The 13,402-nt window shown below is 30.9% G+C and carries 14 protein-coding genes; 9 read left to right on the plus strand and 5 right to left on the minus strand.

Translation table 11 applies throughout. From position 1 onward, the window contains the following. Positions 1-11: 11 nt before the first annotated feature. The 3 genes from Q4517_RS01260 to Q4517_RS01270 all read right to left on the minus strand — a co-directional run bounded on the left by Q4517_RS01260 (position 12) and on the right by Q4517_RS01270 (position 2,521). Positions 12-1,004 (minus strand): inorganic phosphate transporter, encoded by a 993-nt coding sequence (locus Q4517_RS01260; RefSeq protein WP_303505325.1) that lies wholly within the window; start codon positions 1,002-1,004, stop codon positions 12-14. 117 nt (positions 1,005-1,121) lie between these two features. Beyond that, positions 1,122-1,868 (minus strand): uroporphyrinogen-III synthase, encoded by a 747-nt coding sequence (locus Q4517_RS01265; RefSeq protein ID WP_303505327.1) that lies wholly within the window; start codon positions 1,866-1,868, stop codon positions 1,122-1,124. A 14-nt stretch (positions 1,869-1,882) separates the two neighbouring features. Continuing rightward, positions 1,883-2,521: a DUF4271 domain-containing protein gene (locus Q4517_RS01270; protein ID WP_303505329.1), complete on the minus strand. Its 639-nt coding sequence runs from the start codon at positions 2,519-2,521 to the stop codon at positions 1,883-1,885. Positions 2,522-2,598: 77 nt separating this feature from the next. Between Q4517_RS01270 and Q4517_RS01275 the strand changes: the two genes are divergently transcribed. Genes Q4517_RS01275 through Q4517_RS01285 form a run of 3 tightly spaced genes read left to right on the plus strand, consistent with a single transcriptional unit; the run spans position 2,599 to position 5,152 of the window. Beyond that, positions 2,599-3,321 (plus strand): polyprenol monophosphomannose synthase, encoded by a 723-nt coding sequence (locus tag Q4517_RS01275; RefSeq protein WP_303505331.1) that lies wholly within the window; start codon positions 2,599-2,601, stop codon positions 3,319-3,321. 4 nt (positions 3,322-3,325) lie between these two features. Then, positions 3,326-4,663, plus strand: a complete 1,338-nt coding sequence (locus Q4517_RS01280; protein ID WP_303505333.1) for a dihydroorotase — start codon at positions 3,326-3,328, stop codon at positions 4,661-4,663. Then, positions 4,664-5,152, plus strand: coding sequence for a DUF4296 domain-containing protein (locus tag Q4517_RS01285; RefSeq protein ID WP_303505336.1), 489 nt, complete (start codon positions 4,664-4,666; stop codon positions 5,150-5,152). A gap of 5 nt (positions 5,153-5,157) precedes the next feature. Here the strand turns inward: Q4517_RS01285 and Q4517_RS01290 are convergent, their stop codons facing one another. Further along, positions 5,158-6,159: an SDR family oxidoreductase gene (locus tag Q4517_RS01290; RefSeq protein WP_303505338.1), complete on the minus strand. Its 1,002-nt coding sequence runs from the start codon at positions 6,157-6,159 to the stop codon at positions 5,158-5,160. A gap of 62 nt (positions 6,160-6,221) precedes the next feature. Here Q4517_RS01290 and tyrS point away from each other — a divergent pair, with 62 nt between their 5' ends. The 6 genes from tyrS (at position 6,222) to Q4517_RS01320 (ending at position 12,025) form a co-directional block, all read left to right on the plus strand. Next, positions 6,222-7,526, plus strand: a complete 1,305-nt coding sequence (tyrS, locus tag Q4517_RS01295) for a tyrosine--tRNA ligase (RefSeq protein WP_303505340.1) — start codon at positions 6,222-6,224, stop codon at positions 7,524-7,526. Positions 7,527-7,962: 436 nt separating this feature from the next. Further along, the gene (locus Q4517_RS01300) at positions 7,963-8,331 is read left to right on the plus strand and encodes a hypothetical protein (RefSeq protein ID WP_303505343.1); all 369 of its coding nucleotides are present in this window, start codon (positions 7,963-7,965) and stop codon (positions 8,329-8,331) included. A 161-nt stretch (positions 8,332-8,492) separates the two neighbouring features. Continuing rightward, positions 8,493-9,281, plus strand: coding sequence for an MbnP family protein (locus Q4517_RS01305; protein ID WP_303505345.1), 789 nt, complete (start codon positions 8,493-8,495; stop codon positions 9,279-9,281). Positions 9,282-9,380: 99 nt separating this feature from the next. Continuing rightward, positions 9,381-10,412: a cytochrome-c peroxidase gene (locus Q4517_RS01310; RefSeq protein WP_303505347.1), complete on the plus strand. Its 1,032-nt coding sequence runs from the start codon at positions 9,381-9,383 to the stop codon at positions 10,410-10,412. Further along, positions 10,375-11,361 carry a transporter gene (locus Q4517_RS01315; protein WP_303505349.1) on the plus strand — a complete coding sequence of 329 codons (987 nt, stop codon included), beginning with the start codon at positions 10,375-10,377 and terminating at the stop codon, positions 11,359-11,361. The genes Q4517_RS01310 and Q4517_RS01315 overlap by 38 nt, the downstream gene beginning before the upstream one ends. A 121-nt stretch (positions 11,362-11,482) precedes the next feature. Next, the gene (locus Q4517_RS01320) at positions 11,483-12,025 is read left to right on the plus strand and encodes a DUF2911 domain-containing protein (RefSeq protein ID WP_303505351.1); all 543 of its coding nucleotides are present in this window, start codon (positions 11,483-11,485) and stop codon (positions 12,023-12,025) included. Positions 12,026-12,091: 66 nt separating this feature from the next. Here Q4517_RS01320 and Q4517_RS01325 read toward each other — a convergent pair whose 3' ends face one another. Next, positions 12,092-13,090, minus strand: a complete 999-nt coding sequence (locus Q4517_RS01325; RefSeq protein ID WP_303505353.1) for a phytanoyl-CoA dioxygenase — start codon at positions 13,088-13,090, stop codon at positions 12,092-12,094. Positions 13,091-13,402 lie beyond the last annotated feature (312 nt).

A 13,402-nucleotide genomic window follows, 5' to 3' on the forward strand; every position in this document is an offset into this window, starting at 1 on the left:
ATATAAATTAGTTAAATTATTTCTAAGATTTTAAAAATTACAGCACTTATAATAGCAGCAATAGGTAAAGTAAGTATCCATGATAGTAAAATGTTAGTAATTACTTTATAATTGGCTTTTTTGGTAACGGTTCCAATTCCAAATAAAGAGCCAACTGACACATGTGTAGTAGAGACAGGTAAACCATGTATACTGGCAGTGGTTACGAGTAAGCCAGTAACAATATTAGCAGTAAATCCTTGCCCAGCATTCATTTTAGTAATTTTTATACTCATAGTTTCACCTACATTTTTTGCGTTTAACAATCCACCTAAAGCCATGGTTACTGCAATTAATATCATACTCCATTTTAAGTCAATAGTATTGGCAATAATTAATAGACCTACAATCTTTGGAGTATCATTTAACCCTCTAGCAAAACTAACAATACCCGAGCTCAAATAATGTAAACTATTTAAGATTTTTACAGAAGAAAAACTAAATAAAGTTGGGTTGCTTTTGTTTAAACTTGGAATTTGTTTTCGTATAGATTTAAAAATAAGATAAGCGATTAAGCTTAAAATTGTAGCTATTAAAGGACTAACAATTAAAGGAAAAAGAAAAGTGCTAGTTAATAATTTGAAGTTAAAAGCATTCCCTACAGCTATAATTCCTGTACCAAATAAAGCTCCAACTAAACTATGTGTAGTAGAAATAGGCATTCCTATTTTTGTAGCTAAAAATACGGTGATAGCAGCTCCCATAGCGATGGCTATGGCAAATATTGGTGTTTGAATCAAATCATTTGGAACTAAACCCTTTCCTGAGAAGTTTTTTACTAATTCATCTGCCAAAAAAATTGCTGCTACAGAACCAGAAAAGGTAGTTAAGGTAGCCCAATTAATAGCTTTCTTGTAATTGGTTGTCCCTGATCCAAATAGCGTAGCAACACCTTTAAAATTGTCATTTGCTCCATTACTATATGCAAGAAAACTAGCAGCTAAAAAAAGTAGTAAAAAAATCATAAGTTTAATTTAAGTATGATTCCTTTGACGGTAGAGTTAAATTAAACTTACATGTGTAAACTTAAACAGCCATCAAAAATACTTTGATGGCTGTTTTAATTGCTAAAAATAAATAAATTACTTCTTGTTAGCTTCTTTAATATATTTTTCTAAAGCCATCGTCATTGAAGGTGTTTCAGGTGTTGGTGCAGCAATATCTACACGTAACCCTCTATCTTCAACAGCTTTAATGGTAGTGTTACCAAACACGGCTATTCGAGTATTATTTTGTTTGAAGTCAGGAAAGTTTTTAAATAAACTATCAATTCCAGACGGGCTAAAGAATACTAAAATATCATAAAAAACATCTTCTAAGTCAGATAAATCACTTACAACAGTACGGTATAAATCTGCTCGTTTCCAATCTACACCTAGTTTATCTAGTTCATCAGGAATTAAAGGTTTTAACTTATCCGAAGAAGGAAGTAAAAACTTTTCATCTTTATGTTTCTTAATTAATTTAGTTAACTCAGGAAATGTTCTACTACCAACATAAATTTTACGTTTACGATACACAACGTATTTTTGTAAATAGTATGCTACAGCTTCAGACTGACAGAAGTATTTCATGTCATCAGGAACTGTAAAGCGCATTTCTTCAGCAATTCTAAAAAAATGATCAACAGCATTTCTACTAGTAAGTATTATTGCTGTATAATTGTTTAAATCAACTTTTTGAGCTCTTACTTCTTTAACAGGAATTCCCTCGACATGAATAAACGAGCGAAAGTCAACCTTTACCTTTTGCTTTTCTGCCAAATCAAAATATGGCGATGTTTCTGTTTTCGGTTTAGGCTGAGAGACTAAAATAGTTTTCACTTTCATAAACTTTCTCTTTATTACGTAGTTGTTGTTTTATAAAGAATTAATAGCGGTGCTATTTCAAGGGTGCAAAAGTACAAAATAAAATAAAACAACTTACTAATAACAAGCTTTTTATTATTTGTTAAAATTAAAAAAGCCCTAAAAATAAGCAGGATAACGAAAGAATAAATTAAAAAAAGTTTATTAGTAAAAGTGTATTGGTACAGTATAATAATAGGAAGTAACCATATACAAAGAACATATAAATACCCTGATTTTGTATGTAAAAAATAATTTATAATTGATGATAAACCTAAAGTGTTTGCTAATGCGTAATCTATTAAGAAACGTAGTGAGAAATACAGAATGACGAATAGAAGTAATCCTATAAAAGCTAAAAAGCTATGAGAGTATATCTCCGATACTAAAGTCAAGAATAAAAACAGAGAAATAACAATTGATGAAAAAGAAAATAAGAGTAATTTAAAAGGAGAAAAAAAAGAAGCACCTTCTTCCATTCTCTTATGAAAAAAACCTGGAGTTATAAAAGCAACAGAATACCCATATAGTTTAGTTGGTTTTAACGATTTCATCATAGCTAACAACACAATAGCTAATACAATAACTAAGGTAATCCAACTATCATGGTTTGTAATTCGTTCTATTGCTTGCAATTGCTTTTATACTTTTTAATTAACACAAAATTAGTAATAAATAAGTGTATCTTTGCTCAGAATTATATGAAAATTACATGAAGTCAGACGCTTTAGTCATAATTCCTACGTATAACGAGAAAGAAAATATCGAAGCTATAATTCGAGCAACTTTTAGTCAAGAAAAAGTATTTCATGTGTTGGTTGTTGATGATAATTCCCCTGACGGAACAGCAACAATCGTAGAAAACTTACAAAAAGAATTTCCAAATCAGCTTTTCATTGAAAAAAGAAAAGGAAAAAGTGGTTTAGGCACAGCGTACATTCACGGATTTAAATGGGCAATTTCAAATAAATATGATTATATCATAGAAATGGATGCCGATTTTTCACACAACCCTAACGATTTAATTCGACTGTATAACGAATGTGCTAATAAAGGGGCAGATGTTGCTGTAGGATCAAGATATTCGGTAGGAGTAAATGTAGTTAACTGGCCAATGAGTAGGGTGTTGTTATCATACTTTGCTTCAAAATATGTGCGTTTAATCACGAGAATGCCTATTCATGATACTACCGCAGGTTTTGTGTGTTATAAAAGAAAAGTGTTAGAAACAATCAAGTTAGATAAAGTTAAGTTTGTAGGCTATGCATTTCAAATAGAAATGAAATACAAGGCATGGAAGCATAAATTTAACATTAAAGAGGTTTCAGTTATCTTTACTGATAGAGTCTTAGGGAAGTCAAAGCTAAGCAAAGGAATCATTAAAGAAGCTGTCTTCGGTGTGATAAAAATGAGAATTAACGGATTACCAAAATAACAACATGCAATCATATTTAATTAAAAACGCACAAATCGTTAACGAAAACAAGGTTTTTAAAGGCGATGTTTTAATAGAAGGAGAATTTATTAAAAAGATAGGAGAAAACATAATTCCTACTGATAATGTGTTAATGGTAGATGCCGAAGGTAAGTTTTTAATTCCTGGGATGATTGATGACCAAGTACATTTTCGTGAGCCAGGTTTAACACATAAAGCTAATATTGCTACAGAAAGTAAGGCAGCAATTGCTGGAGGAATTACGTCGTTTATCGAAATGCCAAATACAGTACCTCAAGCAACAACTCAAGAATTATTAGCAGATAAGTTTGATATTGCAAGTAAAAGATCATACGCAAACTATTCGTTTATGTTTGGTGGAACTAATGATAATTTAGAAGAACTATTAAAAACGAATCCAAAAGATGTTGCGGGAATCAAACTATTCTTAGGTTCTTCAACAGGAAATATGTTAGTTGATAATGAAGAAGTATTAGAGAAAATATTCTCTTCAACTAAAATGTTAATCTCTGTGCATTGTGAAGACGAAGCAACCATTAGAAAAAATACAGAGGAATACAAAGCAAAATTTGGAGATGATATTCCTATAAAATACCATCCGTTAATTCGTAGTGAAGAAGCTTGCTATTTATCGTCTTCAAGAGCGATTGAATTGGCAAAGAAAACAGGAGCCCGTTTACATATTTTCCATTTATCTACAGAAAAAGAAACGCATTTATTTAGAAATGATATTCCGTTAGAAGAAAAGCAAATTACCGCTGAGGTTTGTGTACATCACTTATGGTTTACCGATGCAGATTATGATAAAAAAGGAACACATATTAAATGGAATCCTGCTGTGAAAACACAAAAAGATAAAGATGGATTATGGAAAGCATTACTAGATGATAGAATTGATATCATTGCTACTGACCATGCTCCGCATACTTTAGAAGAAAAAGACAACGTGTATACAAAAGCCCCTAGTGGAGGTCCGTTAGTACAACATGCAGTTACAGCAATTTTAGAAAAGGTGAAAGAAGGAGTGTTGCCAATTGAAAAAGCGGTAGAGAAGATGAGTCACAACCCAGCAAAAATCTTCAAAATTGAAAAAAGAGGTTTCATAAAAGAAGGTTTTTATGCTGATTTAGTTTTAGTTGATACTGATAAAAAATGGACAGTAGATAAAGAAAACGTATTGTATAAATGTGGGTGGTCTCCATTTGAAGGAGTTGAGTTTTCAAGTCAGATAACACAGACATTTGTAAACGGAAACTTAATGTACAACGAAGGTGTGTTTAACGAAGAAATTAAAGGAAAACGATTGTTATTCAATAGATAAATGAAGTCTTTTTTTTACATATGTATTGGTTTGTTTATAGTGTCGTGTACAAGTAATACGATATACGAAAAACCTGAGGATTTAATCCCTAAAGATTCAATGGTTTCATTATTAACTGATATGTATGTTGCCTCATCAGCAAAAAACCAAAAAAACAAGTTTCTAAAGCGAGAGAAAAACTATATGATTTTAGTATATGAAAAGTATAAAATTGATAGTACTCGGTTTGATGCTAGTAATACATATTATACCTCTAAGGTTGATGAGTATGCAGAAATCTTAAAAAAAGTAAAAGGTAATATCGATTCATTAGACGTTTTATATAGAAAAAAGCAGGAAGTTCAAGACTCCATAAAAGGGATTAAAAAGGGAGGGAAACTAAAAAAAGATACTATTTTAAATAAAGAACTATTATTGGATGATGCTCCTAAAGAGTTAATAAAAAGAGAAGATAGAGGCTTTGAAAAAAAAAGACTTAAAGAAGATTAAGTAATTTACTTTTTAAACTCTTTAGAAATTCTAGCAATTACATCATTAATAGGTTCAAATTCAAAATCAAGTTGTTCTGTAATTTTTTCAGAAGTATAGAACGATTCGTTGTGAGCAGGTTTAGCAGAGTTTTTAGTTAACAAAGGCTCTTTACCTGTAAGTATTGTTAAAAGCCAATCCACTCTCCAAAATATTGAAGTAATCAGTTTTCCTACTTTTTTTGAAGGTCTTTTTTTATTTAGATTATCAGCAATACTAAATAAAACATCTTTAAACGTTTTGTTTTCAGAAACTAAAATAAAACGTTCATTTTGTATATTAGAATCCATCAGATTTATCATTGCTTTTACGACATCACTTACTCCAACAAATCCAGTAATACCTTCTGTATAAAATTTAAATCCATTATTTATTTGTGTAAACATTTTTCCAGAGCCTTCACCCCAAAAACCACCGCCTAAAATTACACCAGGGTTTACAATTACGACATTTAAATCTTCTTGACTACCTCTCCAAACCTCCATTTCAGCACCGTATTTTGTAATAGCGTATCCATTATTTTCGTCATCATCTACCCATTCATTTTCTTCATTAATTGGTTGTCCGTTAATAGTATTCCCAACAGAAGCAATGGAGCTCACAAAACAGAATTTATCTACATTCGCATCAATAGCAAAATTGATTAAGTTAGCAGTTCCCTCAATATTTACCTGACGCATTTTTCTGTAATCCTTCGGGTTAAAAGAAACTAATGCAGCACAATGATACACTTGTGTAATATTGTCAAATACGGGTTTTAAAGAAGGTACATCGGTAATGTCGGCTTGTACCCATTCAATTTTTGAAAAGAATTCTTGTACATCGTCTGTATAAAAAGAAAAGATCTTCTTAACATGTTCACGCTTTTCTTCAGTTCTAAAAATAGCTCGAACTCTGTCATTGTTTTTGCTTAAATGATATAATAAATGAGAGCCTACTAAACCTGTTCCTCCTGTAACTAAAATCATAAAGCGAATTTAGTTTATTTTGGTTGATAAACTTATCTTTGCTTCTTTAAAAATAGAATAAAATGACCAATAATTTAGTAGAAGAATTACAATGGCGTGGAATGATTCACGACATTATGCCAGGAACCGAAGAACAACTTCAAAAGGAAATGACATCGGTTTATATTGGTTTTGATCCAACTGCAGATTCGTTACACATTGGTAGTTTAGTTCCAATTATTTTACTAGTTCATATTGAAAAAGCAGGGCATCAACCAGTGGCTTTAGTAGGAGGTGCTACTGGTATGATTGGTGATCCGACAGGGAAGTCAGACGAACGTAATTTATTAAATGAAGAAGCGTTAGCTAAAAATGTTGCAGGTTTAAAAAGGACGCTAGGTCGCTTTTTAGATTTTGATAATGGAACTAAAAATGCTCCTTTATTGGTAAACAATTACGATTGGATGAAAGACTTTTCTTTTATCGAGTTTGTAAGAGATGTTGGTAAGAGAATTACTGTAAACTACATGATGGCAAAAGATTCTGTAAAAAAACGTATTACAGGAGAAGCAGGTAACGGAATGAGCTTTACAGAGTTTACGTATCAATTAATTCAAGGGTATGATTTCTATCACCTATATAAAACCTTAAACTGTAAATTGCAAATGGGAGGTTCTGACCAATGGGGAAACATTACCACAGGTACAGAGTTAGTTCGTAGAATGACACCAGGTGAAGATGCAAAAGCATTTGCCGCTACTTGTCCGTTAATTACAAAAGCTGACGGTTCTAAATTTGGAAAGTCTGAAGGAGGAAATGTTTGGTTAGATGCAGATAAAACATCAGTTTACAAGTTTTACCAATTTTGGTTAAATACTTCGGATGAAGATGCTGAAAAGTATATTAAAATATTTACGTTTTTAGATAAAGAAACTATTGATGCTTTAATTGCTGAACATAAAGAAGCACCACACCAAAGAGCATTACAAAAGAAGTTAGCTGAAGAAGTAACAATTTTCGTGCATTCTAAAGAAGAGTTAGATAAAGCGATTGCTGCTTCAAATATTTTATTTGGAAAGTCAACAGCTGAAGATTTAAAGAATTTAGATGAGCAAACATTTTTAGATGTGTTTGATGGAGTACCACAAGCTGAGGTAACGTCTGAAGATATAGCTGAAGGATTAGATATGATTGCAGCTTTAGCCGCTAAAACAGGGTTCTTAAAATCAAACGGAGATGCGCGAAGAGCTTTAAAAGAGAATTCAATATCAGTAAATAAAGAAAAGGTAAATGAAGACTTTGTTATCACTTCAAAAGATTTAATTGCCAATAAGTATGTTTTATTACAAAGAGGAAAGAAAAATTACTTTTTGTTAAAGGTAGTATAAAGAAAATTGTAGACAAAAACTAAGAAAGCCCTTAAAAGAAATTTCTTTTAAGGGCTTTCTGTTTGTAATATATAAACAAACAAAGGGGGTGGGGTAAATCGTTATTATGAAACTGCTTTTAAATCAAATGTTAAAGGACATCTTTTACAATTAACACCTTTCTTTTGATATTTATTACAGCATTTACTTTTAGGTTTAATACAGTTACTTGTACACGAGGAACTACAAAGAGTAGTTCTTTCTAATGTCTTAACGGAAGTTTCAGAGGTAACTTTCTTGGTTTCAGTATAAAAAACAATCATTATTCTTCAGTAAAATCTGTGCAAATATAAGTTTTTTATTTAGAATAAATTAAAATAAAGAAAAAAACGTGAAATGTTATTGTTGTTTATCAGTAGAGATAGTAGTATCTTTGCTCTAGTAAAAAGCCCTCTTTTTGTTACAAAAACTAAGCATATACTTTTTTGTTGCACTGTACATGATAGCCATGTTGCGCCCAATAGCTCCTTTTGTTGAGTATGCAATAAATTATGATTATATATCAAAGGTTTTATGTATTAATAAAGATAAACCAGAGTTAAATTGTAACGGTAAGTGTCAGTTAATGATGGAGCTTGAAAAACAACAAGACGACGACTTTAAATCACTACGAATTTCAATGGAAGAATACCCTATTGGGTTTGTTTCTATCCTTAATATAGATTTAGAAGAAAAACAGCTTATAAAAGAGAAAGGAACATTTTTTTATAAGAAAAACTACCATTACTTATTCAACAAAGAAGTATTTCATCCTCCTATTGCTTAATTTTTACATATAAAAAAAACTACTAATTGGTTACAAATAACGTAATCAAAAGAGTAGGCTATTGTAAAATAATAACAAAACTTAAATACAATTTACAGACAAAGATTTTTAATGATGCTCAGCATTGTTAAAGAAGTACTGTAGTATATAAAATTTAAAAGATGAAAAAAATATTAGCTATCATAGCTTTTGCTATGGTGTTCACTTCATGTAGTGACGATGAAATAATTAATGATAAATTAGAAGGAAAAAACGAAGTAGTAATAGAGTTTGATAACGGTTTTGCAGAAGACAAACTTTTACTAGGCACTTCAACATACACTAACGGAAATGGAGAAGTATTAACTGTAAATTCTTTCGATTATATCGTAAGTAATTTTGTACTTGTAACAGAAGAAGGAGAGGAATTTGTATACCCTAAAAATGAAAGTTACTTTATAATTAGTGAAGGAGGAGGAGATAAGCCTAAGAAAATTCAAATATCACTTAAAGACGTACCAGCAGGAAAGTATACAAAAGTTAAATTCGGAATTGGTGTAGACCAAGAACGATTTATAGAAGGACAAGCAGTACAACAAGACTTTTGGACTTTAGCTGAAAGTTATAACCTAACTTGGAGCTGGCAAGCAGGATATAAGTTTGTGGTTTTAGAAGGAAACTATAAAGAAGATACAACTGAAAATCCTTTTATGTTACATATTGCAAGTAGAGGAACGACAGTAGATTTATACAAAGAAGTAGAGTTACCTATGGATGTAGCTATTGTTAGTAAAGAACAATCACCACAGTTGCATATTAAAGTAGATGCTAATACAATGTTAGATGGTAAATCTAAAATTAAACTTTCAGAAGGTGCAACTATTATGGGAGGAGATAAAGCGTCATTAATAGCAGAGAACTATACTGAGATGTTCATGGTTCACCATGTACATCACACAAATCATCATTAATAATAAATACACTTAAAGAATAGGGTGAAAGCTCTATTCTTTAAGTTTTTTAAGTGTAATAGGCTAATTGTTTTCAATTAGCTACTAATACTGTATGTAATGAAAAAATTAATGATTGCATTGTTAGTGTGTTCTTTTTTTAGTTGTAAACAGGAAGATGTGTACACTAATGTAGAACTAGCTTTTGAACAACCAAGCAATTTTCCCGAGCCTCATTATAATTTAAGCTCAAATCCAATCACAGAAAAAGGCTTTGAATTAGGAAAGAAACTTTTTTATGAAGGAAAACTATCATCAGACGGAGTAGTTTCTTGTGCTTTTTGCCATCAGCAAAAGTTTGCATTTACGCATCACGGACATCAATTAAGTCACGGAGTTGAAGATAGAGAAGGAACTAGAAATACGCCTCCAGTTCAAAATATGGCTTTCCAAAAGCAGTTTTCATGGGATGGAGCAGCTTTTCACTTAGATATATTTCCAATAATACCAATTACCAATCCTGTTGAAATGGACGAAACCGTAACTAATATTTTGGAAAAACTACGACAAGACGCAGCTTACCTAAAATTGTTTAGTCAAGCTTTTGAAGACGGAGAAATCAATGCTGACAATACGTTTAAGGCGATGTCTCAATTTATGTTAATGATGGTTTCAGCTAATTCAAAGTACGATAAATATGTTCGAGTGGAAAAAGGAGGAGAGTTTTCTGAGCAAGAAAAAAAGGGACTAGCTCTTTTTAAATCAAAATGTGCTTCTTGTCATACATCCGACTTGTTTACAGATGATGCTTTTAGAAATAATGGTTTACCAATAAACGCAGAAATTAACGATTTAGGAAGAATGACGGTTACCTTATTAGAAGAAGACAAATACAAGTTTAAAGTACCCAGCCTAAGAAATATTGAACTTACTGCTCCGTATATGCACGACGGTCGATTTGGGTCTTTAAAATCAGTATTGAATTTTTATGCAACAGGAGTTCAAGAAACTCAAAATCTAGATCCAATTCTTAAAAATGAGAATGGAAAAACTGGAATACCATTAAACGAACAAGAAAAAGAAGACATTATAGCCTTTTTAAAAACATTAACAGATGAAGAATTTATCACAGATAAAAGATTTGCTGAATAAAGTACTACTCATATTAGTATTATTAATTTCAGTACAAATACAAGCGGACACGTTTCCTAAGCGATATGAGCTATTTTTAGACTGCGATGCTTGTGGCTGTAGTAACAGCGGAGGTAGTTTAGGAATGGGAGGAATTATAGATAATAATTTTGTTGGCGTACGTTATCTACACCAAAAATACCAATCAAAAGATGGGATTTTTAATAACTCTCCAATTATAAATGAGTATTTTAATACAGTACAAGTTTGGTCTCGAATTCCAATTATTAAAGAGTATTTAGAAGCCCAAGTTTTTGTTCCCTTTCATTTTCATTCAAGAGACTATGTTGATAAAACAACAGCTATTGATGGTTTAGGAGATATATCTTTTTTAATTAATTATACTGTTTTAAATAAAAATACAGGAAATTATAAGGAAGAAAAAGACAAGGTTATATCTTCTAACCATCTATTAAAAATTGGTGGAGGGTTAAAGTTACCAACAGGGACTTATAACGAAGCAATTAATAACTCAATAAACCCTAGTTTTCAATTAGGAACAGGTAGTACAGATGTAATTACGAATCTTCAGTATGTATTTAAGAGAAATAATTTCGGAATTACAAATTACCTTAATTATTACATAAAAACTACAAATAAAGAAGAGTATCGATTTGGAAATCAATTTAATTTCAATAGTACTTTCTTTTATGCTTTTAAAGATAGTAAGCAAAATAGTTTTGTACCTTCAGTAGGAGTTTCAGGAGAATTCTATGAAAGTAATAAAATGTTAGGGTTAAAAGTTAAAAATACTGAAGGTCATGCATTGTTTTCTAGCTTAGGAGCCGAGTATAATGCAAAAAAATTAACAGTAGGAGCCTTAGCAATGTATCCAATACAGCAAAACTTAGCGCAAGGAACTATAGAAGTAAAATATAGAACATCTATTTACTTGAATTACAATTTTTAAAAAAATTATTCTCTGTTTGTTTAGAATCAAAAAATAGGATTGTTTAAAAAAAAGAGCGGATTTTACGTAAGGATTCTTAAATTTGGTGACAAACCCTCAGTTAACAATTAAAAATAAGAACATGAAAAAATCAATTTTATCAATTATCGTATTCGCTGTAGCCTTAGTGTTTTCAAACGAAGTAACAGCTCAAAAATTCGCGAATTTAGATAAAAGTCCAATGGATGCAGCTGCTTTTCCTAGTAGTTATAGAATTTCAGATAAAAAAGTAAAAGTTGTTTATAGTCGTCCACAATTAAAAGGAAGATCGTTAGCAAAACTAGCTCCTATGGGAAAAGTATGGAGAACAGGAGCTAATGAAGCAGCTGAAATTACATTTTATAAAGAAATAACCTTTGGTGGTAAAAAAGTAAAAGCAGGAACTTATACCTTATTTACAATTCCAGGAGAAAAAGAATGGACTCTTATTTTAAACACAGCCAAAAATGTTTGGGGATCTTACTTTTATAATGAAAGTGAAGATGTAGCTAGAATAACTGCTCCTACTTCCAAATCAGATGAAACAATAGAGGCTTTCTCTATTGCTTTTGATGGTGAAGATGAAGCATTCAATATGTATATTGGGTGGGATAATGTTATTGTTACCGTACCTATAAAAGAGTAAGTAAAAGAATATTTAAAATTAAATAAAAGCATAACCAATTTGGTTATGCTTTTTGCTTTTTAAGTATTATTCTTCTAACCTGTATTTTAATTCAATATTAGAATCCATCAGATAAGTAAATACAATAGAACCAAAATTAATAGGATGCTCTATATGCATTTCAAGAGCTAATGTTAATGAAGATTCGTTTCTTGTTAACCAAATATGGTCATAAACATGTACCAATGTATCTAATATTAAGTAATTGTATTCTTTAATATTAATTGAGTTAACAGCTACTTTTTTATCAGGAAGTTGGTTAGGAATAGTCTTATTTTGGTTTAATAAGATAGCTTTTCTAACATTTAAAACAGTATCAATTTCTACAGATGTATGTTTAGCATCAGCAAAAGCATTAGTTGCTAAACTCATTTTTACCAATACGTTTTCTGGAATTACAGTTATATCTTCTGATAGTTGAGGTAGTAGATTAAATAAAATAGGAACATAACACTCTCTGTATAACAAAGCATCCAATGTTTCACTAAAGAGTATATGAAACTTTTCAGGTTCAGGGACTTTGAAAGTAACAGCGTCTGCAGTATAATAGTTCGTTACATAATTGGTAAGCTCTAATTTTTGAATAAGGGTTTTGGCATATTCTAGAGATTTATCATTAATTTCTAGTAAAGAAAACTGTACTTCTTCAGGACTAAAAAGCGGAGCAATTAGAGTAACAAATGGAGCATACGGTCCACAACCCGCGTAAAAAATATGAATTGTTTCATTAGGGTAATTTTGTTGCTTTTCTTCAATCGCTGTCACCATAGCTTTTAAAAACTTCACAGTTCGTTTATAGTCTAACAAACATTGTGCAGCATGATTTAACCCTAAAGCCTTTCCTTTTGCAGTTGTTACGGCTGCTAGGTGCTCCATGTTCTGGTCAAATCCAGTAAGTTGAATTAGTTCACGGAAATAAGAATGTATTTCGTTAATTAAGCTTTCAGTCTCAGGCTGTTCAAGAGAATCTTTAAGTAAAGCCGATACTTTTTCTTTGATATTGAAAGCAGTTACATTTTCACTCATAGTTTGGTTAGTTGTTAAGTTCTCTAAATTATAAAATACAAGTAGATTATAGTTAAATCATACTGAGTTTTTTGAAGCTTAAATTAGATCGCTTATTCCTTAAAAATAGTCGGTAAAGGTATTTTTTAGCCTCTATAATTGCTTAATTAATATTTTGTAAATGATAACCAAATATTAAACAATCAGAATGTAGAGAAACATTAAAAGTAATTTTAACAGATCCGGCATTACGATAATATAAATATCTCTCTTATTTCAATTTTAAACCTTGCAAACCTTTTAAGGATTGTGAGGTTTTTTGTGTTTATTTAA

The organism is Tenacibaculum sp. 1_MG-2023 (assembly GCF_030547425.1).
In the GTDB taxonomy this organism is placed as follows: Bacteria; Bacteroidota; Bacteroidia; order Flavobacteriales; family Flavobacteriaceae; genus Polaribacter.

Coding starts and splice junctions, on each gene's coding strand:
- Q4517_RS01285 (WP_303505336.1), top strand. CDS start 4,664: ATGAAGTCTTTTTTTTACATATGTATTGGTTTGTTTATAGTGTCGTGT.
- Q4517_RS01310 (WP_303505347.1), top strand. CDS start 9,381: ATGAAAAAATTAATGATTGCATTGTTAGTGTGTTCTTTTTTTAGTTGT.
- Q4517_RS01280 (WP_303505333.1), top strand. CDS start 3,326: ATGCAATCATATTTAATTAAAAACGCACAAATCGTTAACGAAAACAAG.
- Q4517_RS01265 (WP_303505327.1), bottom strand. CDS start 1,868: ATGAAAGTGAAAACTATTTTAGTCTCTCAGCCTAAACCGAAAACAGAA.
- tyrS (WP_303505340.1), top strand. CDS start 6,222: ATGACCAATAATTTAGTAGAAGAATTACAATGGCGTGGAATGATTCAC.
- Q4517_RS01320 (WP_303505351.1), top strand. CDS start 11,483: ATGAAAAAATCAATTTTATCAATTATCGTATTCGCTGTAGCCTTAGTG.
- Q4517_RS01290 (WP_303505338.1), bottom strand. CDS start 6,159: ATGATTTTAGTTACAGGAGGAACAGGTTTAGTAGGCTCTCATTTATTA.
- Q4517_RS01275 (WP_303505331.1), top strand. CDS start 2,599: ATGAAGTCAGACGCTTTAGTCATAATTCCTACGTATAACGAGAAAGAA.
- Q4517_RS01325 (WP_303505353.1), bottom strand. CDS start 13,090: ATGAGTGAAAATGTAACTGCTTTCAATATCAAAGAAAAAGTATCGGCT.
- Q4517_RS01315 (WP_303505349.1), top strand. CDS start 10,375: ATGAAGAATTTATCACAGATAAAAGATTTGCTGAATAAAGTACTACTC.
- Q4517_RS01260 (WP_303505325.1), bottom strand. CDS start 1,004: ATGATTTTTTTACTACTTTTTTTAGCTGCTAGTTTTCTTGCATATAGT.
- Q4517_RS01305 (WP_303505345.1), top strand. CDS start 8,493: ATGAAAAAAATATTAGCTATCATAGCTTTTGCTATGGTGTTCACTTCA.